Genomic DNA, 24,304 nt, shown 5'->3' on the forward strand with positions numbered 1-24,304 from the left:
TCGCGCTTCGTTCCATATGTGGACAAGCGGTGGACAAAGGCAAGCGGGCGGAGGCGCTTGGGCTGGAGAGAGCGAGAATTTTCTCAAGTTAGTGAGCCGCGTAAAGCGACAACGTGGCGCCAAAGCCGATTGGGCCTGTGCGCATGAGCGGCTTGTGGACATGCACGAATCACACATTGCGACGCGGCGTCTGTTCATCGCCTAACATCGGGGGTCGCATACCTCTCCGTTCGTAGTATGTTCTAAAAAATTTTGGCGGAGCCCTGAGGCGATGCGTCTTCTACGAGAAATTGCCGAGCTTGCTGTTAGCAGCAATGAACCGCTGTCCAATGTACTGCGCAAGTGCGCAATCTTGAATGCTACTTTAAAGAATCAAACACTCAAAAGGTGGCTACATCTTGAGTTAAACGGATACCTCTCTGGAGAGGCGCTCCCCAAATACAGAGTTATGAATGTTCATGCCAAGGGACATTTTTGCGGCCCTTTAGGCGGCGCAATAAAAAATGCAACCTTGCCTCCCATGGTATTGCCAAAAGAGTTGCGCCATTGGGCGTCAAGCGCTCGCCTAACTCAGCCAATTGCAGCCTACGACGCTGCAGTTAAGAGCGGGGAGCAAGACCCCTTGAAAATAATGTGGCCACAGGACTTGGTCGTTTATGTACAAAGCGATTTTTATGAAGGATATGCGCTGGCTCAGGCATGGCAAGTTCTTCCAATGAGTGGAATAGTTTCATTATGCGATACCGTTCGAAATCGCGTGCTTGAGTTTGCATTGGAGATAGATGAGACACTGGCGGACTATGGCGAAGACGTAAAATTAATGCCGGCAGAAGAAGTGACGAGATCAGTGACCACAATTATTTATGGAGACAACAATGTCGTGTCTGGCAGCGCGCGCGATATCAGCAACAACGCGAACAAAACTTTATCCAAAGGCGATTGGAAATCCCTTGAAAAGATCGTTGCCGAGGTTGGCTTTAATGAGAGCGATATTCAAGCTCTCAAAATTGCCCTAGAGGCGGATGAATCCACTTCCAAAAAGGGAGAGATGGGCTCACAGACCGCAACCTGGATGGCACGTGCGTTAAGTAAAGTCAGCAAGGGGGGAATGAAGTTTAGCTTAGATGTTGCGAGTTCTGCATTAACTGCCGCTGTGACGAGCTATCTTGGGTTGTCGTAGGCACGGCACTAAACCGTCCTCCGCCTCACCCTCGGATGCTTCTTCATTGCATCAATGAGCGACTACCAAACAAAATCTAGACTCCTGATGCAAGGCGCAAATATGGATGCGCTGCACGCGCTCAACCGTTTTTTTCGGTGCTGAGCGCAAGCGAGGCATATATTGTATCACTCGCCGTAGCGAGAACTACCGTGCAGCCGGCACGCGACTGCCCCCAAAAAGTCCAAAAAAAATGGTGCGGACGGCGGGACTCGAACCCGCATGGCCGTGGGGCCGCAAGATTTTAAGTCTCGTGCGTCTACCGGTTCCGCCACGTCCGCATGAAGCCAGCGGTAGCGGGCCAAGCGGGGCAGATCAAGCGGCGGGCGGGGTCCAGCCGTAGAGCCACGCGTAGCGCGCGGCCATGCCCTCCGGGCCCAGCCGCCGCATCACCGTATCGCGGGCGAACCCGACGAGGCGGCTGGCGTGGTAGACGCGGCCGTTGCGCCGCGCCGCCCGCTGCACCGTGGCGACCCGCTCGGCCCGCGCCCCCGCATAGGCCGCGAGCGCGGCCGGCACGTCGGCGTGGGCGGAGAGTTCTGCGGCCAGCACCGCCGCGTCCTCGATGGCGAGCGCCGCGCCCTGCGCCAGGAACGGCAGCACCGGATGGGCGGCGTCGCCCAGCAGCGCGATCCGCCCCCGCGCCATCGGCCGCGCCGCGGGGCGATCGACCAGCGACCACACCACCCAGGCATCCGGCGTACTCAACAGGTCCGCCAGCGGGGCGGCGGCATCGGGGAAGTGGTCGCGGAGCGCCGCCGGGTCGCCGATGCGGCCCCAATCCTCGTCGCCGTCGCGCTCGGGCGCGATGGCGACGACGTTGAGGCGTTTGCCGCCGCCGACCGGATAATGCACCACGTGCCGCCCGGCCCCGAGCCACAGCCCGGTCTCGTCCCCCTGGAAGGCGTCGGGCGCGGCCTCGCGCGGGATCAGCGCCCGCCACGCCGCCTGCCGGTGCAGCCGCAGCGGACGCGCGTCGAAGCGGACGCGCAGCTTCGAGCGCACCCCGTCGGCCCCGACGACGAGGTCGGCGCGCAACGTCTCGCTGCGACCGCCGTCGATGCCCGACACGGTGAGCGCGATCCCGTCCGGCCCCTCGCTCAGATCGGTGATCTCGCGGCCCACGCTCAGCCGGATGCCGGGGCGCCCGCGCACGGCATCGAGCAGCAGCGTCTGCAGGTCGGCGCGGTGGATGACGTAGTAGGGCGCGCCGTGCCGCTCGCGGATGGAGGCCCCGAGCCGGATGCTGCCGATCGTCTGACCGGTCGCGAGCGCCCGCACCCGCACGCCGGGCGGCTCGTCGGCGGCGCGCCGCAGGGCCGCGCCGAGGCCGAGCCCGATCAGCACCCGGCTGGCGTTCGGCGAGAGCTGGAGCCCCGCCCCGACCTCGGAGAACCCGGTGCGCCGCTCGATCAGCGTGACCGAATGGCCCGCGCCGGCCAGCGCGAGCGCGGCGGTGAGCCCGCCGATGCCGGCGCCCACGACCGCGATGGAGAGGCCGCCCACCGTTCGGCTCAGGCGGCCTGCGTCCCCCGGCCGATGCCGTCGGCGGCCTCGGTCCAGACGCAACTACCCGGCTCGGCCGCGCCGGCCTTCAGCCGGGCGTCGTAGCGGAACAGCGTCGAGCAGTACTGGCAGATGATCTCGGTCTCGGCGCCCATGTCGAGGAAGACGTGCGGATGGTCGAACGGCGGCAGCGCGCCGATGCACATGAACTCCTTCGAGCCCACCGCGACCACCGGCAGGCCGGGCTGGTTGTGGAAGTGGGGAACGCCCTTGTCGGCCATCTCAGGTCCCTTCTCGGCCCGCCCCTCGCCTCTCGGGACGGTCGGGTGCCCGGTCTAACCCGCGCGCGGCGTTCCGGCTAGCGCGTCCGCTCCGCGCCGCAGGAATCGCAGACGCTGTCGAGCACGCCGTCGAGGCGCTTCTGGCGCTCGGTGCGGGCATTGGGGTCGATCTCCGGGGCGGCGTCGCGGCCGGGCGGCACGGTCTGGCCGGTGCCGGCGCGGTAGGGGGCGTTGACCGTGGTCTCCGGCCCGCCGCCGGTGCCGGTGATCGGCGCCGCCCCGGCCGATCCGAGCGCGAACAGCCCGAAGATCGGCCCCGCCAGCACCAGCCCCCACCGCGCGCGCCGCCCCTCGGACACCGCGCCCACATCCAACGCCGTCTTCCGCATCCCTCTCTCCGATCGTCCGCGCCTCGGGCGCCCAAAACCTCCGCCGCATCGGCCGTGTCGCCGGCCGATGGCTTTTTCGGAGTGTTGACGCGCGGGGCGGCGCCGATGATCCGGGCGCGCGGCGCGGGGCGTGCTACGGCGCACGGATGCGGGGCCCCGGTCCGTCCGGCGCCCTCGGCCGCGGCGCGTGCCGCGCCGCGTCCTCTTCCCCTCGCCCTTCCTCAGCCCGTTCCTGAACCCCTTGCCCCGCCGCGTCCCCGGCCCCGCGCCGGAGCGCATCCCCTGGCGCCGCCGCCCCTCGCGCCGCGCCCGCCGACGTCGCGCCCCTGGCGCCCCGGGCGATCCGCTCGGCGAACAGATCGTCCGCGTCCTCCTCCAGCGGCACGCCCGCGTTGGCGTGCGCCCGGGCCCAGGCCGCGGCCCGCGCCGCCTTCCTTTCCTCCTCCTGAGCCTCGAAAACCTCGTAGCGCCGGGCGATGTCGGCGCGCAGCGCCACGAGGTCGAGCTTCTCCTTGGGTTCGCCCTCGGACGCCGGCTCCACCTCGTCCAACAGCTTCTTCAGGCCGACGAGGTTGCGCAGCATCTTGGCGGTGTCGAGCTTGCCCGCCCGCTCCAGCCGGACCAGATCGTCCTCGCGACCGCGGGCGATGAGCAGCGCGTCGAGTTCGCCGATCTGCCGCGCGAGGTGGACGCGCAAAGCCGTCCGCAAGGAGCCGTCCGGCCCCGCCCGGCGCTGCGCCCGCCCGACCGCGGATTGCGGCGCGATCGTCTCCGACAGGCCGCAGGCGCGAAACAGCGACTCGGCCCGGTCGCGCCGCGCGCCCAACGCCTCGGCGAGGTCGCCCGGATCGACGCCGGGCACCCGCGCCACCCGGGCGAGCGCGGCGACCCGCGCGTCCGACCACTTTTGCGGCCGATGCGCCTCGCGCGCCCGCAGCACCGCCGGCCGCCAGTTCTGCACGAGGTTCCACCGGCACACGGTGGAATAGGGCACGCCGGTGCGCGCCGCGATCTCCTGCGGGGTCAGATCGCTCCGCCGCATGAGATCACCCACGTCGCGACGCACCGCCGGACCATGACGGGGAGCCCAGGCCATGGCTTTGGCCCTCTTTGGAGTTTGGATTTTTGGGATGGTGGGGAGGTTAGCCGGAGGAGCGACGCGGTGTCAAGGCATATTATCCTATTCAAGGCACATTTTATGGAACCACCATCCTAGCAGCTGTGCAAATTTTAACAGAAAGAGATAAAAATCCACAACGAAACATATGGACGCGAGCTACCACCCCGATGTCATTTTCGATCCGTAAGCATATATTATCATAGCTACGGAGGAGCAGATTAAGAAATGAATACTGCGAATAGCATCACCGTATTTAAGAAAAAGCATTGGCCGGTAAAGTTTCGATTTCAGACATCCTACGTGTCGCTGATCACCCCACGCGGAGTATGGGTACCTCTACTACTGTGGATATTTAAGAACGCTGCTTATCACCGGCCCAACGTCGTGCTAGACGAAGTCACCCTTGATCTTCTAAAAGGCACTAAGTTGCACCCACTGAAAACGGAGAAGTGAGTGGCTAGCAAGGCTCTAAACGTTAATTTTGCAGAAGCCAAGAAGATCAAAGAAGATGAGTTTTATACCCAGCTTGCCGACATCGAGCGAGAAGTAAAACATTACAGAAATCATTTTGATGGAAAAATCGTCTACTGCAATTGCGACGATCCTCGCGTGAGTAATTTTTTCCACTATTTCAGCTACAGTTTTAAAAAACTAGGCCTTAAGAAGCTCATCACAACCTGTTACAAAAGTCAAGAGGCCAATCTTTTCAGTCGAAATGACTCTGAGATGGCTTTATATCTTGAGTACATGGGCGACATGAACCGAGATATGGTGCCTGATCCTGCGGAGATCGGCATCAGGCCACTGAGTGGGGATGGAGACTTTCGCAGCGAGGAAAGCATCGAACTGCTTAAGCAAGCCGATATCGTGGTCACAAATCCGCCGTTTTCTTTATTCCGAGAATATGTAGCACAGTTAATAAAATACGACAAAAAGTTTATTATCGTAGGAAATCAAAATGCCATCAGCTACATAGACATTTTTCGTCTGATAAAAGACAATAAGATATGGCTTGGATACAACAATGGCGATATGAAATTTATGGTGCCAGATTACTATACTCCTCGCGACACTCGTTTCTGGGTGGATGCCGAAGGCAAAAAGTGGCGCAGCCTCGGAAATGCGTGCTGGTTCACGAACCTTGACATTGCCAAGCGTCATGAAGATCTCATTCTTTATAAAGCATACGAACGTGACGCATACCCGACATATGATAATTACGACGCCATTGAGGTTTCAAAGGTCGTCGACATCCCTGTTGACTACGAGGGCGTGATGGGCGTGCCTCTTACCTTTCTCGACAAGCACAATCCAGATCAATTTGAAATATTGGGACTTAGTGGGACAGACTATCCTACAACGAAGACATATGGCAAGAAGGAGCGGGTTGTGGACGGAGTTCGCAAGAAATCCAATACCGGAACCTTGCGCTCCGTCATTAGAACTGAGACCTTTGGAGCCGGAACTCATTTCGACGTTGGCTACCCTGTCAAAGGGACTTATAGACGGTTATTCATTCGACGTAAGGGGGCTGTCTTATGAAAATTCAACTCCGAAAAGTTACCGTTCGCGATCTTGCGAAAGATTACGCTGACAATAACGAAGCTGGCGTTGTAGGCTACAGTGGCCAGCTCGACATTCGCCCTCCATATCAGCGGGAGTTCATATACAAAGATAAGCAGCGTGATGCGGTCATTGAAACAGTTTTCAAAAATTTTCCGCTCAATGTAATGTACTGGTCCGAGAGAAGCGATGATAGTTACGAAGTAATCGACGGGCAACAACGCACGATCTCGATTTGCCAGTATGTGGCAGGCGATTTTTCTTACAAAGGACGTTATTTCTACAACCTCCAAGTAGACGAGAAGGATAAAATACTTAATTATGAGTTAATGATTTATATATGTAGCGGGACGGATAGTGAAAAATTGGATTGGTTTCAAACAATTAACATTGCGGGTGCCGAACTGACTAAACAAGAGCTTCGCAATGCGGTCTACGCTGGGTCGTGGGTGACCGATGCCAAACGTTATTTTAGCAAGGCCGGCTGCCCAGCATATGGAATTGGGAGTAAGTATATAACCGGAGAATTAAATCGACAGGCTTACTTGGAAACCGCTATTGATTGGATAAGTAAAGGTGACATTGAAGGATATATGGCGCTGCATCAGAATGACCCCGATGCTAGCCAGCTATGGCTGCATTTTCAAGCTGTGATAGCATGGGTAAAAGTTACATATCCAATCTATCGCAAAGAAATGAAGGCCGTCCCTTGGGGCGATCTTTTCAACGATCACAACAAAAAATCCCTCAATTCAAAAATCCTTGAAGCTGAGGTAACTCGTCTGATGCTTGACGAGGATGTTGAGCGCAAGAAGGGTATCTACTCATATTTACTTGATCGCAAGGAGAAACACCTAAGCATACGCTCGTTTAGTTCTGCTATGAGACGCGAGGCTTATGAGCGCCAGCAAGGAATATGTCCTGACTGCGGCAAACACTATGAGCTTGAAGCTATGGAAGCTGATCATATCACTCCGTGGCATGAGGGCGGTAAAACTACTGTAGCTAATTGCCAAATGCTCTGCAAAGAGGACAATCGGCGGAAAGGCGGACGCTAGTAGATCGACAGGGTAGCTCGGCTTTAGTCATAAAACCCTTAGAGCGTCTGCCTCAATACCGAGCTAGCTCTCCTAGCGCAGCAGTTAATTACTCTATTAGAGTAGAAATTTAGCATAATACTTCCGAAAAATAGTAATTATCTATTCATAACCTTGATCTAGATCTCAATTCGCTACATTTTACGACTCGACTGAAGGATCAAAAAAGAAAATATCTCACACCACCGCCTCCTCAGGAAACCACATCGAAAACGTCGCCCCCGTCCCCGGCCCGTCCGAAAACGCCTCCGCCCGGCCGCCGTGCAGTTCGGCGATGCGTTTGACGATGGAGAGGCCCAAACCCGTCGAACCCTCGCCGCCGGTGGGTTTGGCGGAGAGGCGTTGGAAGCGGCCGAACAGGCGGGCGGCGTCCTCCGGGGAGAGGCCGGGGCCCTCGTCGGTGACGGCGCAGATTGTGGCCCCGCCCTCGCGGCGCACCGACACCGCGATCGCGCCGCCGGCTTGCGAATACTTGATCGCGTTCGAGACGAGGTTGTCGAGCGCCTCGCGCAGGCGCTCGGCGTCGCCGCTCATCGTCAGCGTCGGCGGCACCGCGGCGGTCAGGCGCTGGCCCTTGGCCTCGGCCAGCGGGCGGTTGGCCTCGCACACCTCCCGGGCCAGCCCCGCGAGGTCCACGGTCTCGCGCCGCAGGGTGATGTCGAGGGCGTCGTTCATCGCATCCGCCATCAGGCTGTCGATCATGCCGATCAGCCGGGTGGCGGAGGCGCGCACGTGCTCGACCTGCGCCGTCATCGCGGCTCTGGGGGGCGGGGCGCCGGGATCGGTCTCCAGGCCGATCAGGTCGGCCAGCATCTCGGAGCGGCCCAGGATCACCGCCAGCGGGTTCTTCAGGTCGTGGGCGACGGTGCCCAGAATCTCGGTCTTGAGGCTGTTGGCCCGGCGCAGGTCCGAGCGCTGCAGGGCGAGCCGCCGGTTCGCCCGGATCAGCTCGGCGGTGCGCTCCGTCACCCGCTGCTCCAGGGTGACGTTGGCCCGCTGCAATTGCTCGTAGAGGATCACGTTGTCGAAGGCGATGCCGAGCCGCCCGGTCAGCAGGGTGATCAGCGCCCGGTCGGTGTCGGAGAGCGGGCGGTCGGCGTCGATCAGGGCGACGATCTCGCGCCCGCTCGCGGTGCGGACGTAGAGCGTGGAAAAATGCTCGCTGAAAGTGTGTTGACGCGCCGCGAAGGCGGCTTCAACCACGGGGCGGATTTTCGCGTCAAGTGATTCGGGGGTGGCGCCGTAGAGGCCCGATCCGGCCAGCACGCTGAACGCGCCGCCGGCCGCGTCGGTGTCGCCCTCGCGCAACACCAGGATTCCGGCGCATTCGGCGTTCAGCAGCGAGGCGACCTGCGTCAAAACCCCTTCGGCGAGGCGTTTCATCGACTTCTGATCGAGCAGCATCGGGGCCGCGTCGATGATGATCTCGAGCCCGCGCCGCGTCTCGTCCAGCCGCTTGAGCTGCTGGTAGGCCCGCAACGCCGCGGTCAGGCTGGTGAACAGCCGGTCGGCGGTGAGCTCGGTCTTCGCCTTGTAGTCGTTGATGTCGTAATCGACGATGACCCGCCGCTCCGGCGCCTGCCCCGGCTGCCCGGTCCGCAGGATGATGCGCACGGTCTCGTCCCGCAATTCGCGCCGGATGTAGTCGACGAGGCGCAGCCCGGCGTCGTCGGTCTCCATCACCACGTCGAGGAGCACGATGGCGATATCTCTGCGCTCCGCCAACAGCTTACTGGCTTCGACCGCCGAATGGGCGGACAGGATTTCGAGGCCCCGTCCCTCCAGTTCGTAGCCGGAGAGCGCGTAGCGGGTGCCCTCGTGCACCGCCGGGTCGTCGTCGATCAGCGCGATGGTCCAGTGGCCGGTCCGCGGCCCCGCCGGGGGCTCGTCGGGCATCAGTTCGAGCAGGTCGTCGTCCATAGTCGCCCCTGAGATCGCTTCCTTGGCCGCGGAGAATCGCCGGCCTTTCACCGTTTCTCGGGCTATCGCGGCCCCCGCGCGGTTCGAAACCGCACCAAGCGGGAGGTACAGCGATCACGGCAAGAAATCTCGGTGAAAGGTAAGCCGTCTCTACCGGTTTCACGCGACCGAAATCCGCCGATCACTTGGCGGCCGGACGGATCGTCCGCTGGTGGAGCAATCTTCTGTGCGGGAGGGGGCCTAACGCGTCGCCAAGCGGCGAGGCTTCGGGCATTGTGGCCGATGCGTTGCAGCGCCGGACCCTCGGCCGGGCGCGCGACACCGGCATTCGATTGAGGAAAGCTTCACGCCGATGGCACAGGTCGTCTCTCCAGCCCACGGAACCTTGCCGCGATGACCGGTTCGTCCGTATCCGCCCCCCACGTCGTCGTGGTGGACGACGAGCCCGACGCCCGCGCCATGGTCGGCGATTACCTGCGCCTGCACGGCTTCGACGTCGCGCTCTGCGACGGCGGCCGCTCATTACGGGCGCATCTCGAAGGTCGCGCCCCCGACCTGATCGTGCTCGACCTCAACATGCCGGAGGAGGATGGCTTGTCGATCGTGCGCGATCTGAAATCGCGCAGCCGCATCCCGATCATCATGCTCACCGCCACCGCGAGCCCGATCGACCGGGTGGTCGGGCTCGAACTCGGCGCCGACGACTATCTGCCCAAACCCTGCGAGCTGCGCGAACTCGTCGCCCGCGTGCGCTCGGTGCTGCGCCGGGCGATCACGACGCCCGCCCCGGCGCCGGCCAAGGCGGCGGAAGCAGAGGCGCCCGCCCGCCGGGTGCGGTTCGGGACGAAGTGGCTCGAACTCGACGCCGTGCGGCTGCGCGACGACCAGGGCGTCGAGCAGGCGCTGACGCGCTCCGAGTTCGATCTGCTCAAGGCGTTTGCCGACCACCCGAAGCGCGCGCTCTCCCGCGAGCGCCTGCTGGATCTCGCCGACGCCCGCGATCCCGACGCCTTCGACCGGGCGATCGACGTGCGGATCAACCGCATCCGCAAGAAGGTCGAGCCCGATCCGGCCAACCCGCGCTTCATCCGCACGGTGCGCGGCCTCGGCTACGTCTTCCGCCCCGAAGGAGACTGAAAGCGGCGACTGAGGGCAAAGCTTAACGAATTGTTACGTCGCCGCCCCGGCGACGCAACAGAACCCGCCCGATCCCGTGATCCTGGGACAGACGACGCAAAATCCCGGACATCCGGGCCTCCTACAAGCCTCCCATCGACGACGGCACAAGCCGCGGGGGGATGTCATGCGAGGATGGATTTCGATCGTGGCCGTGAGCGCCGTGCTTTCGGCGGGGCTGGTGGCCGGACGCGCCGCCGCGGATTCGATCACGACGGCACCGACCGCCACGGCGACGTGGAGCGACCCGCCGGCCAGGATCGCGCCCAAGGCCGTCGCCAAGGACGCCGCCACCGGCCTGGCCTGCACCGCCAACGCCTTCTCGCTCGCCTCGGCCTGCAGCGCGCAAGGCCGCCCGGTGCGCGTCATCGCCCTGACCCAGCGCTGAGGAGGGGACGATGTCGCATTTCTCGAAAGACCTCCTCGACGCCGCCCCCGAGACCCTGGCGGCGCTGCGCGATCTCCTGCACGGCACCGGCCCCCGGCGCGGCGGGCGGCCGGTCTCGGTGCCGCCGTCGAAGGAGGGCCGCTTCGTCGGCGGCAAGGCCGGGCGCGCGGCGCCGGTGCGCAAGCGCGGCGCCCTCTCGCCGATCCGGGCGTGATGCCGCGCCGACACATCCGGGCATGACGGCTCGGGTCGGGAGCCAGGAAGCCCTTGTCGCGCCGCGCATTTCCGGCAACGATCCGACGCATCGGTCAACCGCTCTGCGAAGGGCTTTGCGCGGGTCGAGGATGCGGGTCGGGCGGAAGATTGCCCTCGTCGGCGGCGTCCCGATCCTGGTGGCCGCGGCCATCGCGGCGGCGGGCTGGGTGCTGCTGGCACAGGAGCAGCGCGCCCGCACCGGCGCCCTGCTCGCGGCGCGCATCTACCACGACCTCACCGTCGCCCGCACCGAGCGCGAGGCCTATGTCGCGGCCCGGCCCACGGAGCGCACAGCGCGCGAGGAGCGCTTCTTTGCGCTCGCCGCTGACGCCCGCCGCGGCCTCGACGCGCTCCAGAGCGATGTCCGCACAAGGGGACAGGCCGAGCGGGTCGCCTCGGCGCAACGGACCCTCGACCGCTCCATGGAGCGGATGCGGGCGCTCGTCGCGCTGACGCGGGAGAACGACGGGCTCGTCACCGAGATGGGCCAGCGCGCGGGCCGGCTGGTGGAGCTCGCCGATCAGGCGCGGCTGCGCCAGCAGGGCTCGAACGCCGACCTCGCCCGGACCCTGGCCCGGAAGGTGGAGCGGCTGCGCACCGCCCGCGATGCGGTGGCGCGGATCAACGCCCTGTCGGCGGCCCTCGCCCGCCTCGATCTCGCCGAGGCGCGTTCTGCCGCGGGCGAATCGACCGCCGCCTCCGGCTCCAGCGGCCTCGCGCATGTCGGCGGCGACCTCGTGGCGGCCCTGCGCGGCTCGGGCCGGGAGGGGGATGCCGCCGCGCTCGAGCCCCTGCTCGCCGCCCGTGCGGCCGGGCGCGGCCCCGACCGAGCGCTCGATGAGCGGATCGAGCATCTGCTGAAGATCCTCTCGTCGGAGCAGCGCTCGCTGCACGACGAGGTGAGCCAGCTCCTCGCTTACGCGATCGAGGCCAACGAGACCGGTCAGGCGACGCAGAACATCGGCATCAGCGCGCTCAAGCTCGGCCAGCGCACGTCCGAGGCCCTGAACCGGCGCGATCCGCAAGGGGCGAGCGCCATGCTGGCGGAGGGCGAGCGGCTGTCGTCCACCACGGCGAGCCTGCCGATCTCGCCGCTGATCCAGGGCGACATGATCGACGCCATCGACGGCTGGCGCGGGCGCCTCGCCACCACGGTCGAGGGCGTGACGCGCCAGAACGCGATGATCGCCGAGATGGACGCCCTGGCCAAGGCCATGAGCGATAGCGCCAATGCCTTGAACGACATCGCCCTGGAGGAGGCCGACCGCTTCGGCGAGTTCCTGCGCCAACTCCTGCTGGTCGGGGCGGCGGGGGGTCTGCTGCTCGGCGCGCTCGCGGCCATCGCCGTCGCCCGCTCGATCCTCGTGCCCCTGCGCCAGCTTCAGGGCGACATGATCGCGCTCGCCGCCGACCCGAAGGCCGCCGGGCTCTCGGGGTTGCAGCGGGCGGACGAACTCGGCGACATCGCGCGCGCCACCCACTTCTTCGTCACCGAGATCGGCCGGCGCGAGCGGGCCCTGCGCCGGGCCAAGGATCAGGCGGATGCCGCGCTCCACGACCTGCGCCAGGCCCAGGACGACCTGATCCGCGCGGAAAAGCTCGCCTCGCTCGGCCAGCTCGTGGCGGGCGTGGCGCACGAGATCAACACGCCGCTCGGCATCGCGCTCACCACGGCGACGCTGGTGCGCGACGAGACGCGGGCGTTCCGGGAGGTGGTCGCCGCCGGCACCCTGTCGCGCTCGCGCCTCAACCACTTCGTCGATCGCGTCGGCGAGGGGGCGCAGCTCCTGTCCTCCAATCTCACCCGCGCCGCCGACCTCGTCCACGGCTTCAAGCAGGTCGCTGTCGATCGGGCGAGCGACGAGCGCCGCAGCTTCCCCCTCGACGTCTGGCTGGACGAGCTGCTGGCGAGCCTCCAGCCGATGCTGCGCAAGGGCGGCCACCGCGTCCGGCCGGACTGCCCGCCGGGGCTCACCGTCGATACCTATCCGGGCGTGCTGGCGCAGGTGGTGACCAACCTCGTGGCCAACGCCGTGGTGCACGGCTTCGCTCAGCGACCACCGGAGAGCCCCGGCAGCATCGTGGTGCGGGTCCAGTCGGCGGGCGCGCTGGTGCGGATCGAGGTCGCCGACGACGGCATCGGCATCCCGCCGGAGAACCTCGGCCGCATCTTCGATCCGTTCTTCACCACCGCCCGCGCCCGCGGCAGCACCGGGCTCGGGATGCACATCGTCCACAACCTCGTCACGGTGAAGCTCCAGGGCCGCATCGCCGTCGAGAGCGAGCCCGGCGCGGGCACCAATGTGCGGGTCGAGTTCCCCCGCGAGGTGCCGGCCGGCGAACGGCCGGCCCTGCGGACTCCTGCTGGCGCGGGGGCCGCATGAGACGCCTCGCCCTTTCTCTTGCCCTCGCCCTCGGCCTCGCCGGCCCGGCCGCGGCCTCGACCCTGGTCTATTGCTCGGAGGGCAACCCGGAATCGCTCGATCCCGGCCGCGTCACCACGACGACGGCGATGAACGTCACGTGGCAGATGTTCAACAACCTCGTCGAGTTCGAGCCGGGAACCACGACCCTGCGCCCGGCGCTCGCCGAATCCTGGGTCGTCTCCGACGAGGGTAAGACCTACGACTTCACCCTGCGCGCGGGCGTGCGCTTCCACGCCAACGCCCGGTTCGCGCCGAGCCGGACGCTGAACGCCGACGACGTGCTGTTCAGCTTCCTGCGCCAGTGGCGGGCGGACCATCCCTATCACCGGGTCGGCGGCGAGACCTTCGGCTATTTCCGCGATCTCGGCCTCGCCGACCTGATCCTGGCCATCGAACGCCTCGACGCCGGGCGGGTGCGCTTCCGCCTGCGCGAGGCCGACGCGACCTTCCTCCCCAACCTCGCCCAGGCCTTCGGCGGCATCCTCTCGGCCGAGTATGCCGAACGCCTCGCGGCCTCGAATGAACCCGAAGAACTGGCCCGCGCGCCGATCGGCACCGGCCCGTTCCGCTTCGCGGGCTACCGCCCCGACATGGCCGTGCGCTACCGCGGCTTCCCGGATTACTGGCGCAAGGCCGCCGGACCGGCGCCGCTCGACGGCCTCGTCTTCTCGATCACCCCGAACGCGGCCGTGCGGCTGACCAAGCTCAAGGCCGGCGAGTGTCAGGTGGCGGCCTTCCCGGCACCCGCCGACCTCGACGCGGTGCGCGCCGACCCCGACCTCGCCCTGCTGTCGGGGGAGGAACTCAACGTCGCCTACCTCGCCCTCAACACCACCCGCCCGCCGATGGACGACGTGCGGGTGCGCCGGGCGATCAACCTCGCCATCGACCGCCGCGCCATCGTCGAGGCGGTCTACGGCGCGGCCGGGCGGCTTGCCCGCAACCCGCTGCCGCCGGGGAGCTGGGCCTTCCACGACGGCCTGCCCAACCTCGCCTTCGACCGCGAGGCCGCCGCGCGGCTGCTGGCCGAGGCCGGCCATGCGCAGGGCTTCGAAACCGACCTGTGGTTCCTGCCCGTCAGCCGGCCCTACAATCCCAACGGCCGGCGCGTCGCCGACATGATCCAGGCCGACCTCGCCCGCGTCGGCATCCGCGCCCGCCTCGTCACGCGGGACTGGGGCGCCTACCGGGCCGCGCTCTACGCGGGCGAGCCGACGGCGATGCTCTACGGCTGGACGAGCGACAACGGCGACCCCGACAACTTCCTCAACGTGCTGCTCGGCTGCCAGGCGGCCGTACCCGGCGGGGCCAACCTCGCCCGCTGGTGCGATCCGACCTACGATTCGGACATCCAGGCGGCCCGCCGCACCGACGACCGGGCGACCCGCACCCGGCTCTACCGCGCGGCGCAGGAACGCTTTCGCGAAGGCCTGCCCTGGGTGCCGCTCGCCCACACCGTGGTGCACATGGCGGCGCGGCGCACGGTCGCGGGCTTCCGCATGGACCCGCTCGGGCGCTACCTGTTCGAGGGCGTGACGCTCTCCGATCCGCCGTGAAAAGGCTTCACTTCGCTGCGAGCTTTCTGGGGACCGTCGGCCAAAGCATCAAATATTTTATCCACCGTCGCGTTCGCATGGATGCCACGCCCGCGGTATGGGTTGTGCGGGCGTGGCCCGCGCGGCAGATGGGCGAAGCCATTTTGCTGCAACTGCGAGATTGGCCTGTGCGTTGCAGCAAGAGGCCGCCGCCGACGTTGGCTGCGGGACGCGCGCCATGCGTCGACATTCGGACGAGAGGTGAGTTGAGGCCATGACCGACGCGGCCCAACACGAAGCGGATTTCCTGAACGAGCTGGGCCGGCGCGTGCGCCACGCCCGGACCGTGCGCGGACTCTCGCGCAAGCTGCTCTCCCAGGCCTCCGGCCTGTCCGAGCGCTACATCGCCCAGCTCGAAGGCGGCCAGGGCAACGTCTCGATCATCCTGCTGCGGCGCGTGGCCAACGCCATGGGCATGCGCCTCGACGACCTCGTGGCCGCGCAGGAGACCTCCTCCGACTGGCGCGTGGTCCGCGACCTCTTGGAGCAGGCGAGCCCCGACCAGATCGCGCTCGCCAAGTCGGCGCTCGCCGGCTCGGCCAACGTGGACAACCGCGTCGTGCGCCGCCGCGTGGCCGTGGTGGGCCTGCGCGGGGCCGGCAAGTCCACCCTCGGGCGGATGGCCGCGGCCCATCTCGGCTGGCGCTTCGTCGAGCTGAACACCGAGATCGAGCGCGAGAACGGCCTGTCGGTCGGCGAGATCTTCGCGATCTACGGTCAGGAGGGCTATCGCCGCCTGGAGCAGAAGGCCCTGCGCCAGCTCGCCGAGCATCCGGGGCCGATGGTGCTCGCCACCGGCGGCTCCATCGTCGCCGAGCCGCTGACCTACGACCTGCTGCTGTCCTCGTTCTACACGATCTGGCTGCGGGCCCGTCCGGAAGAACATCTCCAGCGGGTGCGCGATCAGGGCCATGTCGAGGGCAAGGGCGACCCGACCTCGGTGCTGGAGGACCTGCGCGCCGTGCTGCTTAGCCGCGAGCCGCTCTACGCCCGCGCTTCCGCCGTGGTCGACACCTCCGATGTGCCCGTGGACGTGATGGCCGGACGCCTGATCGAGGTGATCGAGGCGCGCTTCAGCGGCAACGACAACGGCGGACGCCGCCCGGCGGCTTAAGTGAAGCCTCAGGCGCCGGCGGCCGCGTCCGCGGCCTTAGGCTGCTCGCTCCGTTAGACGCCTCGGCTTCGCCGAGGCCCACTGCGCGGGGCGCTTTTCGCGCCCGGCCACACGGCCGTGCCTCCTGCGAGCGCTACTGCTTTGTAACGTAGCGCCCCTCTTGATGCCGGCGGCCCCGGACCCAAGCTGTACGACCATGCCGCGCCGCGGTAGGGATCGATCTCGCTCAAGGACCGTCCGCGCGAGAGCGATCGTTCTTCAACGCGTCGCCGAACAGGCCATTTGATCTCGCCCGCGCGATCAAGGAATCCCCTTCCCTTCGAGGAGGAATGCATGTCCGCCAGTCCTTCGCTCAGCCCCGTGGGGCGCGAGGCGATCGCCGGCATCGTCGATCCGGTCTGGACGCGGATTCGGGGCGAGGCCGAATCGGTTCTGCGCGACGAGCCGTCGCTCGCCTCCTTCTTCGTCGCCACGATCCTGAACCATCCGACGCTTGAGGCGGCGGTGGGTCATCGCGTCGCCGCGCGGCTGGGCCACGCCTCGCTCCCGACCGAACTCGTCGCCCACGGCTTCTACGAGGCGGTTCAGGACGATCCCGGCATCGGCCAGAGCATGCGCGCCGACATCCTCGCCGTGATGGATCGCGACCCCGCCACCACCCGGGCGATCGAGCCGCTGCTCTACTTCAAGGGGTTCCACGCGCTCCAGGCGCATCGGCTGGCCCACTGGTACTGGCACCAGGGCCGGCGCGATCTCGCCCTCTACCTCCAGAGCCGGTCCTCGGAGGTGTTCCAGACCGACATCCACCCGGCGGCCCGCATCGGCCGCGGCGTGTTCTTCGACCACGCCACCGGCGTCGTCGTCGGCTCGACCGCGGTGATCGAGGACGACGTGTCGATCCTGCACGCGGTGACGCTCGGCGGCACCGGCAAGCACGGCGGCGACCGCCACCCGAAGATTCGCCGCGGCGTGATGATCGGTGCGGGAGCCAAGATCCTGGGCAACATCGAGGTCGGGGCCTGCGCCCGCGTCGCCGCCGGCTCCGTGGTCCTACGCCCGGTGCCGCCCCACACCACCGTCGTCGGCGTGCCGGCCCGCGTCGTGGGTGCGGCCGGCTGCGCCGAGCCCGCCCGCTCGATGGACCAGCTCGTGGCGATGAGCGAGTTCGTCGACATCGCCGGCGGCATCTGAGAATCCTTCGGGCGCTTGCCTGCCCCCCCGCGGCGTGGCAAGCCGCGCCACCACCACAAAGCCCCTCCCGCCGACGTTCCGAGGTCCCCAAGAACCCCGGCGCGCGGCGTCGCACCAGAAGGGAAACGGCGTGAACAAGACCGAGGTCACCAAGCTGCAGGGCTACCTGCGCCGCAAGTTCGCCAACGCCAGCATCCGCGTCGTCGCGATGAAGACCGGCGATTCCGCCGAGGTGTTCATCGGCGACGAGTCGATCGGCGTGCTCGCCGACGACAAGGAGGACGGCGACGATTCCTTCACCTTCCGGATGGCGATCCTCGACATCGACCTCGAAGAGGACGCCTGAGCCGCGACGCCGCCCTGGGCAAGGCCCCTGTGGGCGGCGTTAACGTTGAGGAAAGGTATTCCTTAACAAGGTGTAAACGATCGGCCAGAGTACGCGTCTCATCCTGAAAAGGAGCGTCGCGTCATGGCCCTGAGCCCGTCCTCGATCGAATCCCTCCAGGCGCTGGTCGTCGGGCTCGCGCTGGCGGGCCTGATGGCGAGCGCCTTCGAGTTCGCCACCAACCGCCGGGCGAGCTTCCGCCTGCTCGAGGCCGGCGGCGTCTCGACGCTCGCCGCCCTGCCGATGCTGGCCTTCGTCGCCCCCTTCATCATCCTGCGCAATACCCTGCGCGGGCGGAAGCTGGAGCGCCGCCCGATCCCGTTCGTGATGATCGCGACGATGATCGCCTGCGGCTGGGGCCTGCTCTCGGGCCACATCGCCCTCGACGTGGCGCATATGATCGCCGGTCAATAAAACCGGGAGGCGACGCCTCCCGCCCCCGCGACGGCGGGGCGGCGGTCGTCCGCCGGGGGCGCCCAGGAAACGACCGGAGGACGGTTCTCGGGCAACACAGAGGGTCCCTACTGCCGCACCCACATCACCCTGGCCATCCAGGCGATCTCGGCGAGCGGGATCGTGCGGTCCTCGTGCTCCGGGTTGAGCGAGATCAGCTCCACGGTGCGGGCGGTGCGGCGGCGCAGTTCCTTGGCCAGCACCTCGCCGTTGGCGAGCCGCGCCACCACCCGGTCGCCCTTGCGCACGCTGGCGGTGGGCGAGACGATCAGCACGTCGCCGTCGCGGTAGAGCGGGTGCATCGAATCGCCCTGCACTTCGAGGGCGAAGGCCCGGTCGCCGCCGAGATCGGGAAACTCGATCTCGTCCCAGCCGGGCCCGCCCACCGGCATGCCCTCGTCGTTGAACAGGCGGCCCGAGCCCGCCTGGGTCAGGCCGATCAGCGGCACCATGGTGCGGGCCGGCCCCTCGCGGGAATCGATCAGGCGCAGGAAGTCGTCGAGGCTGGCGCCGGTGGCGGCGAGCACCTTCGACACCGATTCGGTCGAGGGCCAGCGCTTGCGCCCGTCCGGGCCGATCCGCTTCGAGCGGTTGAAGCTCGTGGCGTCGAGGCCGGCACGGCGGGCGAGCCCGGAAGCGGAATAGCCGTAGCGCTCGGCCAGACGGTCGATGGCAGCCCAGATCTGCTCGTGCGACAGCATGACGGCCCCGGCCCGGCGCGCCTGCCGATGGGACAGACGGCCTAGTCATAGGAAACTAGAACCAGCCGGGATCGAATGCAATCGCGGCCGCAGGAGCCGGGCAGTGTCGCATCACGGGGCGTCCGGGTGAAGGCGCGAATCCGCCCGGTTGCGATGCGGGCGAGCGGAGCATATCGCTCGGCGCATCCAAAAGAGTTCGGCAGGAGCCCCATGCCCCTCGTCTACAAGATATGCCCGCGCCCGCTCTGGCGGGAGGCGGAGGCGCACGGGGTGTTTCGCGGGGCGCCGGTCGATCGCGCCGACGGCTTCATCCATTTCTCCACAGCCGAACAGGCGCCCGAAACCGCCGCGCGCCACTTCGCGGCCCAGGACGACCTGCTGCTGATCGCCGTTGACACGGACGCCCTCGGCGAGGCGCTGCGGTTCGAGCCGTCCCGCGGCGGCGCGCTGTTCCCCCATCTCTACGGCGAACTCCCCTTAAATGCCGTGCGCTCGGTCGCTGAGTTGCCGCTCGGCGCGGACGGGCGCCACGTCTTTCCGGCGGAGGTCGTGTCGGCATGATCGAGGCGCTGTTTCCCCTCGCCCGCCCGATCCTGCACGGCCTCGACGCCGAGACCGCCCACGATCTCACCCTGCGGGGTCTGAGCCTGCTGCCGCCCCGCCACCCGGCCCCGGACGACCCGGCGCTCGCGGTCGAGCTGTTCGGCCGCCGCTTCCCCAACCCGGTCGGCCTCGCGGCGGGCTTCGACAAGGGCGCGCGGGTCGCCGACGCGCTGCTTGGCCTCGGTTTCGGCTTCGTCGAGGTCGGCGGCGTGGTGCCGCTGCCCCAGCCCGGCAATCCGCGCCCGCGGGTGTTTCGCCTCGCCCGCGACCGGGCGGTGATCAACCGCTTCGGCCTCAACAGCGAGGGCCTCGATGCGGTGGCCGACCGGCTGAAAGCGCGCGCCGGACGGCCGGGCATCGTCGGCGTCAACATCGGCGCCAACAAGGAATCGTCGGATCGACTGGCCGACTACGTCGCCTGCACCGCGCGGCTCGCGCCGCACGTGGCCTTCCTCACCGTCAATGTCTCCTCGCCCAACACGCCGGGCCTGCGCGACCTCCAGGGCGAAGCCTTTCTGGACGACCTGCTCGCCCGCGTGATCGCCGCCCGCGACGCCGCCAGTGCGCGCCCCGCGGTGCTCCTCAAGATCGCCCCCGACATCTCGCTCGACGGCCTCGACGCCATGACCGGCACCGCGCTCCGCCGCGGCATCGACGGGCTCGTCGTCTCGAACACCACGGTCGCCCGGCCCGCCTCGCTCGCCGAGACGGCGCTGGCGACCGAGACCGGCGGCCTCTCGGGCCGCCCGCTCTTCGCGGCCTCGACCCGGCTGCTTGCCGAGACCTTCCTGCGCGTCGGCGACCGCATCCCCCTCATCGGCGTCGGCGGCATCGACTCGGCCGAGACCGCCTGGACTAAGATCCGCGCGGGCGCGCGCCTGCTCCAGCTCTACTCGGCGCTGGTCTACGAGGGGCCGGGGCTGGTCGGCACGATCAAGCGTGGGCTGGCCGACCGGCTCCGGGCGGAGGGCTTGAGCAGCCTCGCGCCGGTCGTCGGGCGGGATGCGGCGAGCCTGTCACGGCTCGATTGAGGCATCTGCCCCGCACCGGGGCAGGTGAGCGGAGAGCGGACGTCAGACGGCGGCCCTCTGCGCCTCGGGAAGACAGCCGCGCAGGACATCCCGAACGTTGCGCAGGAACAGAAGGTCGTTCCCGAGGGCGTCGTCCTCGTCCTCGCCCTGGTCGAACGAGCGCTGCATCGCCTCGACCCGCTGCTCCACCGCGGACAGGAGAACCCGCGCCACCGGATCGGGGACCTCGACGGCTCCACCGGGCCGCACGGCATCCGGGGCGCGCTCCTCGCGCCAGCGGTCCCAGACGATCCTCGGCGGATCGTTGCGATCGGCCGTCTCGGGCAGGGAGCGGACGGCATCCTCGGCGAAGCGAAGAGCCTTCGGGGAAAGTCTGACCATGGGTGCGTCGTCCCGATCGTTGTCCGCTCAACGGAAATGACGGTTCGCCGTATCGAGCAACGATCTGTAGTCGCTCAGCGGCATATCAATGCTCGGCTCCCAGGACCAGTGGTTCCCCACATCGTTCCAGACGAGCAGAAGCGTTCCGTAATCGTACCCGGCCGCCAGCTTCCACCAGCGCCCCTTCCCCGGAGCCGGAACCGAGAAGGTCGATACGCCCCCGGTCCCGGCCCGGACCCAATCGACGCCCGCGACGACGGTATGCTCCACGTCGATGGGGCGAACATGATCGAGACGGGCGCTCGTCGCGTTGCCCATCCGATAGAGATCGCACGTCGTTCGGCCCACCCTCCGAATCCTCCCCCGGCCGGACACCGCTTCGACCGGCGACCGACGCACCGGCTATTTTCGGTTGCATAGCTTAAGCCCAAGCTCGGAAGAAGGTCGGAGAATGCTCGACCGTGCCTTCCACGAACGGTCGGCGAAGTCGTTCATGCACCCCTGCGACGGCACCGTGGAAGCTGCAGGATTGTGCCTAGCGCATATCGGAGCGATTCAAATCTCCAGCCAAGCGCTGGAGTCATGAGAGGCGTGCGCCGAGCCGGAATTGTGAGGCTTCCCGGAAGCCGCTTATCTGGCGTTGCACCATCGCTTTCTCCGGGATTTCGGCATGGACCGTTCAGACGGGTCCCTCAAGCGCTCCTCCGCCGCGGGCGGCTGGGGGGCTCTGAAGAGCTGCGGCAAGCATCTGCTCGGCAGCCGGGCGCCGCTCTCCGGGGCGCGAGCCCTGCTCTCGGCCAACCAGCCCGACGGGTTCGATTGCCCCGGCTGCGCCTGGGGTGACCCCGCCCACGGCTCGTCGTTCGAGTTCTGCGAGAACGGCGTGAAGGCGGTCTCCTGGGAGGCCACCGACAAGCGCGCCGCCCCGCGCTTCTTCGCGCGTCACACCGTCTCGGAGCTGCGCGGCTGGACCGACTATGCGCTCGAGAGCGAGGGCCGCCTGACGCATCCGATGCGCTACGACGCGGCCACCGACACCTACCGCCCGGTGGAGTGGACGGACGCCTTCGCCGAGATCGGCGCGACGCTGCGCGGCCTCGGCAACCCGGATGCCGCCGAGTTCTACACCTCGGGCCGCGCCTCGAACGAGGCGGCCTATCTCTACCAGCTCTTCGCCCGATCTTTCGGCACCAACAACTTCCCCGACTGCTCGAACATGTGCCACGAGGCCAGCGGCATCGCGCTGGTCCAGGCCATCGGCATCGGCAAGGGCACGGTGCTGCTCGAAGACTTCGAGAAGGCGGACGCGGTCTTCGTCGTCGGCCAGAACCCCGGCACCAACCACCCGCGCATGCTGGGCGACCTGCGCCGCGCCGCCGAGCGGGGCGCGCAGATCGTCGTGCTCAACCCCGTGCGCGAGCGCGGGCTGGAGCGCTTCGCCGACCCGCAGAACAGCGTCGAGATGCTGCGCGGCGCGAGCCGCCCCATCGCCAGCCACTATCTCCAGCCCAAGCCCGGCGGCGACATGGCGGCCTTCCGCGGCATCGCCAAGGTGGTCTTCGCCCGCAACGCGGCGGCGCTCAGCGAGGGCAAGCCCTCGCTCCTCGACCACGCGTTCCTCGCCACCCACACCCTCGCCTTCGAGGAGTACCGCGCCGCCGTCGAGGCGACGGAATGGGACGCGATCCTCGACCAGTCGGGGCTGACGCGCGTCGAGATCGAGGCGGCGGCGGAGGTCTATCTCGGCGCGGACAAGGTCATCGCCACCTGGGCGATGGGCGTGACCCAGCACCGCCACTCGGTCGCGACGATCCGCGAGATTGCCAACGTGCTGTTCCTGCGCGGCCATGTCGGGCGGCCCGGCACCGGCCTGTGCCCGGTGCGCGGCCATTCGAACGTCCAGGGCGACCGCACGGTCGGCATCAACGAGAAGCCGCCGACCGCGCTGATCGAGGCGCTGGAGCGCGAGTTCGGGCTCGGCATGCCGAGGAAGCACGGCCACAATGTGCTCGGAGCCATCGGCGCGATGCTCGACGGCGCCTCGAAGGCCTTCATCGGCTTAGGGGGCAACTTTTTGCGCGCGACCCCCGATACGCCGTTGGTGGCCAAGGCGCTCGCCGGGTGTGAACTCACCGTCCACATCGCGACGAAGCTCAACCACTCGCATCTCGTGCCGGGCCGCGTCTCCTACGTGCTGCCCTGCCTCGGCCGCACCGAGGTCGATCGCAACAGCCGGGGCAAGGTCCAGATCGTGACCGTCGAGGATTCGATGAGCATGGTCCACGGCTCGGGGGGCATCAACAAGCCGGCCTCCCCGCACCTGCGCTCCGAGGTCGCCATCATCGCCGGCATGGCCGCCGCCACCGTCGGGTCCGAGCGGATCGAATGGGACACCCTCGCCGACGACCACGACCGCATCCGCGACCTGATCGAGCGCACCATCCCCGGTTTCAGCGGCTTCAACACGCGCGTGCGAAAGCCCCGGGGCTTCATGCTGCGCAACCTCGCCTCGGAGCGCGTGTTCGAGACGGCGACGGGCCGGGCCAACTTCTCCAGCGGCCCGCTGCCGGGGGCGACCGAGCACCAGCGCGCGAGCGCGCTGCCTGAGACCTTCGTGCTCCAGACGTTCCGCAGCCACGACCAGTACAACACCACGGTCTACGGCCTCGACGACCGCTACCGCGGCGTCTACGGCGAGCGCCGCGTCGTCTTCGCCCATCCGGACGACCTCGCCGCGCTGAAGGGCCGGTTCGGCGAGCGGGTCGATCTCGTCGGCCATGGCACCGATGACGGCGTCACACGGCGGGCGGAGGATTTCCGCCTCGTGCCGTTCGACATGCCGCGCGGGTCGCTCGCGGGCTACTACCCGGAACTCAACGTGCTGGTGCCGCTCTCGGCCTTCGGCGAATTCTCGGACACGCCGACCTCGAAATCCGTGCTGGTGCAGGTCCGCGCCCGCGGCGAAGCGCTGGCCGCATGAGCCAGCCCCCCGCCGACGCCGAGACGTTTCTGGCGACCACCGACACCATCGCGGCGCTGCGCCCCGAACTGAGCCTGTTGGAATCCGGCATCCTCGCCGGGCTCCATCTCGGGCTCGCCGAAGACAGCCGCAGCTTCGCCCGCGTCTTCGGCATCGAGCACGCGCTGGTGCTGCGGGCGGTGGACACGCTCGCGGGCGAGACCCTGGTGAGCGTGACCGCGCGCGACGCCCGGACGCAACGTACCCGCTACGCCGCGAGCGAGGTCGGGCGCAGCGTGCTGGCGGTGCTGGCGGCCTGAAGATCCGCTCGATCCCGTCCCTTCTCCCATCGCCACCCTCATCCTGAGGTGCCGCGCAGCGGCCTCGAAGGAGGGCTCCAGAACGCTCCGCGCGAACTGGAGCCCTACTTCGAGGCTCCGCCTTCGGCTGCGCACCTCAGGATGAGGGGATTTGATGGGATGAGCCGCCCAGAGGCGCTCCGAGGAAACCCCGCCGCATTGCCGCGCGGGCGGGCCGCCGCCACCCTGTGC

General features: G+C 67.1%; 24 protein-coding genes and 1 tRNA gene. 16 read left to right on the forward strand and 9 right to left on the reverse strand.

Annotated elements, in window-relative coordinates; translation table 11 throughout:
• The first annotated feature begins 271 nt into the window (after positions 1-271).
• A complete protein-coding gene (locus tag AAHG03_RS03990; RefSeq protein ID WP_342148937.1) occupies positions 272-1,180 on the forward strand; it encodes an AbiTii domain-containing protein in 909 nt (302 codons plus the stop codon).
• 233 nt (positions 1,181-1,413) lie between these two features.
• Here AAHG03_RS03990 and AAHG03_RS03995 read toward each other — a convergent pair.
• The 5 genes from AAHG03_RS03995 to AAHG03_RS04015 form a co-directional block, all read right to left on the reverse strand.
• Positions 1,414-1,500, reverse strand: a tRNA-Leu gene (locus tag AAHG03_RS03995).
• 34 nt (positions 1,501-1,534) lie between these two features.
• Positions 1,535-2,725 (reverse strand): FAD-dependent oxidoreductase, encoded by a 1,191-nt coding sequence (locus tag AAHG03_RS04000; RefSeq protein ID WP_342148938.1) that lies wholly within the window; start codon positions 2,723-2,725, stop codon positions 1,535-1,537.
• A gap of 8 nt (positions 2,726-2,733) precedes the next feature.
• Positions 2,734-3,006 (reverse strand): zinc-finger domain-containing protein, encoded by a 273-nt coding sequence (locus AAHG03_RS04005; protein WP_342148940.1) that lies wholly within the window; start codon positions 3,004-3,006, stop codon positions 2,734-2,736.
• Between the two features lie 77 nt (positions 3,007-3,083).
• A complete protein-coding gene (locus AAHG03_RS04010; RefSeq protein ID WP_342148941.1) occupies positions 3,084-3,395 on the reverse strand; it encodes a hypothetical protein in 312 nt (103 codons plus the stop codon).
• Between the two features lie 133 nt (positions 3,396-3,528).
• Entirely contained in the window at positions 3,529-4,437 is a 909-nt protein-coding gene (locus tag AAHG03_RS04015) for a hypothetical protein (RefSeq protein ID WP_342148942.1), read from the reverse strand.
• Between the two features lie 531 nt (positions 4,438-4,968).
• Between AAHG03_RS04015 and AAHG03_RS04020 the strand changes: the two genes are divergently transcribed.
• Both AAHG03_RS04020 and AAHG03_RS04025 read left to right on the forward strand, forming a co-directional pair.
• Positions 4,969-6,057, forward strand: coding sequence for an adenine-specific methyltransferase EcoRI family protein (locus AAHG03_RS04020; protein ID WP_342148943.1), 1,089 nt, complete (start codon positions 4,969-4,971; stop codon positions 6,055-6,057).
• Positions 6,054-7,136: an HNH endonuclease family protein gene (locus AAHG03_RS04025; RefSeq protein WP_342148944.1), complete on the forward strand. Its 1,083-nt coding sequence runs from the start codon at positions 6,054-6,056 to the stop codon at positions 7,134-7,136. Before AAHG03_RS04020 ends, AAHG03_RS04025 begins: the two co-directional genes overlap by 4 nt.
• Positions 7,137-7,352: 216 nt before the next feature.
• On the opposite strand, the gene AAHG03_RS04030 is transcribed toward AAHG03_RS04025, so the two are convergent.
• Positions 7,353-9,095 carry a sensor histidine kinase gene (locus tag AAHG03_RS04030; protein ID WP_342148946.1) on the reverse strand — a complete coding sequence of 581 codons (1,743 nt, stop codon included), beginning with the start codon at positions 9,093-9,095 and terminating at the stop codon, positions 7,353-7,355.
• Between the two features lie 393 nt (positions 9,096-9,488).
• Between AAHG03_RS04030 and AAHG03_RS04035 the strand changes: the two genes are divergently transcribed.
• From AAHG03_RS04035 to AAHG03_RS04075, 9 genes are all read left to right on the forward strand, one after another.
• The gene (locus tag AAHG03_RS04035) at positions 9,489-10,232 is read left to right on the forward strand and encodes a response regulator (RefSeq protein ID WP_342148948.1); all 744 of its coding nucleotides are present in this window, start codon (positions 9,489-9,491) and stop codon (positions 10,230-10,232) included.
• A 193-nt stretch (positions 10,233-10,425) separates the two neighbouring features.
• Complete coding sequence (locus AAHG03_RS04040) at positions 10,426-10,659, forward strand: hypothetical protein (protein WP_342148950.1); 234 nt, start codon at positions 10,426-10,428, stop codon at positions 10,657-10,659.
• Between the two features lie 10 nt (positions 10,660-10,669).
• Positions 10,670-10,873 (forward strand): hypothetical protein, encoded by a 204-nt coding sequence (locus tag AAHG03_RS04045; RefSeq protein WP_342148951.1) that lies wholly within the window; start codon positions 10,670-10,672, stop codon positions 10,871-10,873.
• Positions 10,874-11,003: 130 nt separating this feature from the next.
• Complete coding sequence (locus tag AAHG03_RS04050) at positions 11,004-13,298, forward strand: HAMP domain-containing sensor histidine kinase (RefSeq protein ID WP_342148952.1); 2,295 nt, start codon at positions 11,004-11,006, stop codon at positions 13,296-13,298.
• Complete coding sequence (locus tag AAHG03_RS04055; protein WP_342148954.1) at positions 13,295-14,896, forward strand: ABC transporter substrate-binding protein; 1,602 nt, start codon at positions 13,295-13,297, stop codon at positions 14,894-14,896. Before AAHG03_RS04050 ends, AAHG03_RS04055 begins: the two co-directional genes overlap by 4 nt.
• Before the next feature lie 253 nt (positions 14,897-15,149).
• Positions 15,150-16,049 (forward strand): helix-turn-helix transcriptional regulator, encoded by a 900-nt coding sequence (locus AAHG03_RS04060; protein ID WP_342148956.1) that lies wholly within the window; start codon positions 15,150-15,152, stop codon positions 16,047-16,049.
• A 333-nt stretch (positions 16,050-16,382) separates the two neighbouring features.
• Entirely contained in the window at positions 16,383-17,240 is an 858-nt protein-coding gene (gene cysE, locus AAHG03_RS04065; protein WP_342148957.1) for a serine O-acetyltransferase, read from the forward strand.
• A gap of 130 nt (positions 17,241-17,370) precedes the next feature.
• The gene (locus AAHG03_RS04070) at positions 17,371-17,586 is read left to right on the forward strand and encodes a DUF3126 family protein (protein ID WP_342148958.1); all 216 of its coding nucleotides are present in this window, start codon (positions 17,371-17,373) and stop codon (positions 17,584-17,586) included.
• A 123-nt stretch (positions 17,587-17,709) separates the two neighbouring features.
• Positions 17,710-18,039: a DUF6949 family protein gene (locus AAHG03_RS04075; protein WP_342148960.1), complete on the forward strand. Its 330-nt coding sequence runs from the start codon at positions 17,710-17,712 to the stop codon at positions 18,037-18,039.
• A 107-nt stretch (positions 18,040-18,146) separates the two neighbouring features.
• Here the strand turns inward: AAHG03_RS04075 and AAHG03_RS04080 are convergent, their stop codons facing one another.
• Entirely contained in the window at positions 18,147-18,779 is a 633-nt protein-coding gene (locus AAHG03_RS04080) for a S24 family peptidase (RefSeq protein ID WP_342148961.1), read from the reverse strand.
• Positions 18,780-18,989: 210 nt separating this feature from the next.
• On the opposite strand from AAHG03_RS04080, the gene AAHG03_RS04085 reads away from it, so the two are divergent.
• A complete protein-coding gene (locus tag AAHG03_RS04085) occupies positions 18,990-19,340 on the forward strand; it encodes a DUF952 domain-containing protein (RefSeq protein ID WP_342148963.1) in 351 nt (116 codons plus the stop codon).
• Complete coding sequence (locus AAHG03_RS04090) at positions 19,337-20,413, forward strand: quinone-dependent dihydroorotate dehydrogenase (protein ID WP_342148965.1); 1,077 nt, start codon at positions 19,337-19,339, stop codon at positions 20,411-20,413. Before AAHG03_RS04085 ends, AAHG03_RS04090 begins: the two co-directional genes overlap by 4 nt.
• A 42-nt stretch (positions 20,414-20,455) precedes the next feature.
• Here AAHG03_RS04090 and AAHG03_RS04095 read toward each other — a convergent pair whose 3' ends face one another.
• Positions 20,456-20,794: a hypothetical protein gene (locus AAHG03_RS04095; protein ID WP_342148966.1), complete on the reverse strand. Its 339-nt coding sequence runs from the start codon at positions 20,792-20,794 to the stop codon at positions 20,456-20,458.
• A 27-nt stretch (positions 20,795-20,821) separates the two neighbouring features.
• On the reverse strand, positions 20,822-21,112 hold the full coding sequence (locus AAHG03_RS04100) for a hypothetical protein (protein ID WP_342148968.1): 291 nt from the start codon (positions 21,110-21,112) through the stop codon (positions 20,822-20,824).
• Between the two features lie 352 nt (positions 21,113-21,464).
• Here AAHG03_RS04100 and AAHG03_RS04105 point away from each other — a divergent pair, with 352 nt between their 5' ends.
• Both AAHG03_RS04105 and AAHG03_RS04110 read left to right on the forward strand, forming a co-directional pair.
• Positions 21,465-23,774, forward strand: coding sequence for an FdhF/YdeP family oxidoreductase (locus tag AAHG03_RS04105; protein ID WP_342148969.1), 2,310 nt, complete (start codon positions 21,465-21,467; stop codon positions 23,772-23,774).
• Positions 23,771-24,073, forward strand: a complete 303-nt coding sequence (locus AAHG03_RS04110; RefSeq protein ID WP_342148970.1) for a hypothetical protein — start codon at positions 23,771-23,773, stop codon at positions 24,071-24,073. Before AAHG03_RS04105 ends, AAHG03_RS04110 begins: the two co-directional genes overlap by 4 nt.
• Positions 24,074-24,304 lie beyond the last annotated feature (231 nt).

The sequence above is a fragment of the Methylorubrum subtropicum genome (genome assembly GCF_038442325.1).
Lineage (GTDB): Bacteria > Pseudomonadota > Alphaproteobacteria > Rhizobiales > Beijerinckiaceae > Methylobacterium > Methylobacterium subtropicum.

What these genes read in the sequence shown, in the direction of transcription:
- AAHG03_RS04050 (WP_342148952.1), top strand. Translation starts at nt 11,004, where the DNA reads ATGCGGGTCGGGCGGAAGATTGCCCTCGTCGGCGGCGTCCCGATCCTG.
- AAHG03_RS04090 (WP_342148965.1), top strand. Translation starts at nt 19,337, where the DNA reads ATGATCGAGGCGCTGTTTCCCCTCGCCCGCCCGATCCTGCACGGCCTC.
- AAHG03_RS04105 (WP_342148969.1), top strand. Translation starts at nt 21,465, where the DNA reads ATGGACCGTTCAGACGGGTCCCTCAAGCGCTCCTCCGCCGCGGGCGGC.
- AAHG03_RS04110 (WP_342148970.1), top strand. Translation starts at nt 23,771, where the DNA reads ATGAGCCAGCCCCCCGCCGACGCCGAGACGTTTCTGGCGACCACCGAC.
- AAHG03_RS04100 (WP_342148968.1), bottom strand. Translation starts at nt 21,112, where the DNA reads ATGGGCAACGCGACGAGCGCCCGTCTCGATCATGTTCGCCCCATCGAC.
- AAHG03_RS04030 (WP_342148946.1), bottom strand. Translation starts at nt 9,095, where the DNA reads ATGGACGACGACCTGCTCGAACTGATGCCCGACGAGCCCCCGGCGGGG.
- AAHG03_RS04060 (WP_342148956.1), top strand. Translation starts at nt 15,150, where the DNA reads ATGACCGACGCGGCCCAACACGAAGCGGATTTCCTGAACGAGCTGGGC.
- AAHG03_RS04055 (WP_342148954.1), top strand. Translation starts at nt 13,295, where the DNA reads ATGAGACGCCTCGCCCTTTCTCTTGCCCTCGCCCTCGGCCTCGCCGGC.
- cysE (WP_342148957.1), top strand. Translation starts at nt 16,383, where the DNA reads ATGTCCGCCAGTCCTTCGCTCAGCCCCGTGGGGCGCGAGGCGATCGCC.
- AAHG03_RS04025 (WP_342148944.1), top strand. Translation starts at nt 6,054, where the DNA reads ATGAAAATTCAACTCCGAAAAGTTACCGTTCGCGATCTTGCGAAAGAT.
- AAHG03_RS03990 (WP_342148937.1), top strand. Translation starts at nt 272, where the DNA reads ATGCGTCTTCTACGAGAAATTGCCGAGCTTGCTGTTAGCAGCAATGAA.
- AAHG03_RS04075 (WP_342148960.1), top strand. Translation starts at nt 17,710, where the DNA reads ATGGCCCTGAGCCCGTCCTCGATCGAATCCCTCCAGGCGCTGGTCGTC.
- AAHG03_RS04005 (WP_342148940.1), bottom strand. Translation starts at nt 3,006, where the DNA reads ATGGCCGACAAGGGCGTTCCCCACTTCCACAACCAGCCCGGCCTGCCG.
- AAHG03_RS04085 (WP_342148963.1), top strand. Translation starts at nt 18,990, where the DNA reads ATGCCCCTCGTCTACAAGATATGCCCGCGCCCGCTCTGGCGGGAGGCG.
- AAHG03_RS04045 (WP_342148951.1), top strand. Translation starts at nt 10,670, where the DNA reads ATGTCGCATTTCTCGAAAGACCTCCTCGACGCCGCCCCCGAGACCCTG.
- AAHG03_RS04095 (WP_342148966.1), bottom strand. Translation starts at nt 20,794, where the DNA reads ATGGTCAGACTTTCCCCGAAGGCTCTTCGCTTCGCCGAGGATGCCGTC.
- AAHG03_RS04015 (WP_342148942.1), bottom strand. Translation starts at nt 4,437, where the DNA reads ATGCGGCGGAGCGATCTGACCCCGCAGGAGATCGCGGCGCGCACCGGC.
- AAHG03_RS04035 (WP_342148948.1), top strand. Translation starts at nt 9,489, where the DNA reads ATGACCGGTTCGTCCGTATCCGCCCCCCACGTCGTCGTGGTGGACGAC.
- AAHG03_RS04010 (WP_342148941.1), bottom strand. Translation starts at nt 3,395, where the DNA reads ATGCGGAAGACGGCGTTGGATGTGGGCGCGGTGTCCGAGGGGCGGCGC.
- AAHG03_RS04080 (WP_342148961.1), bottom strand. Translation starts at nt 18,779, where the DNA reads ATGCTGTCGCACGAGCAGATCTGGGCTGCCATCGACCGTCTGGCCGAG.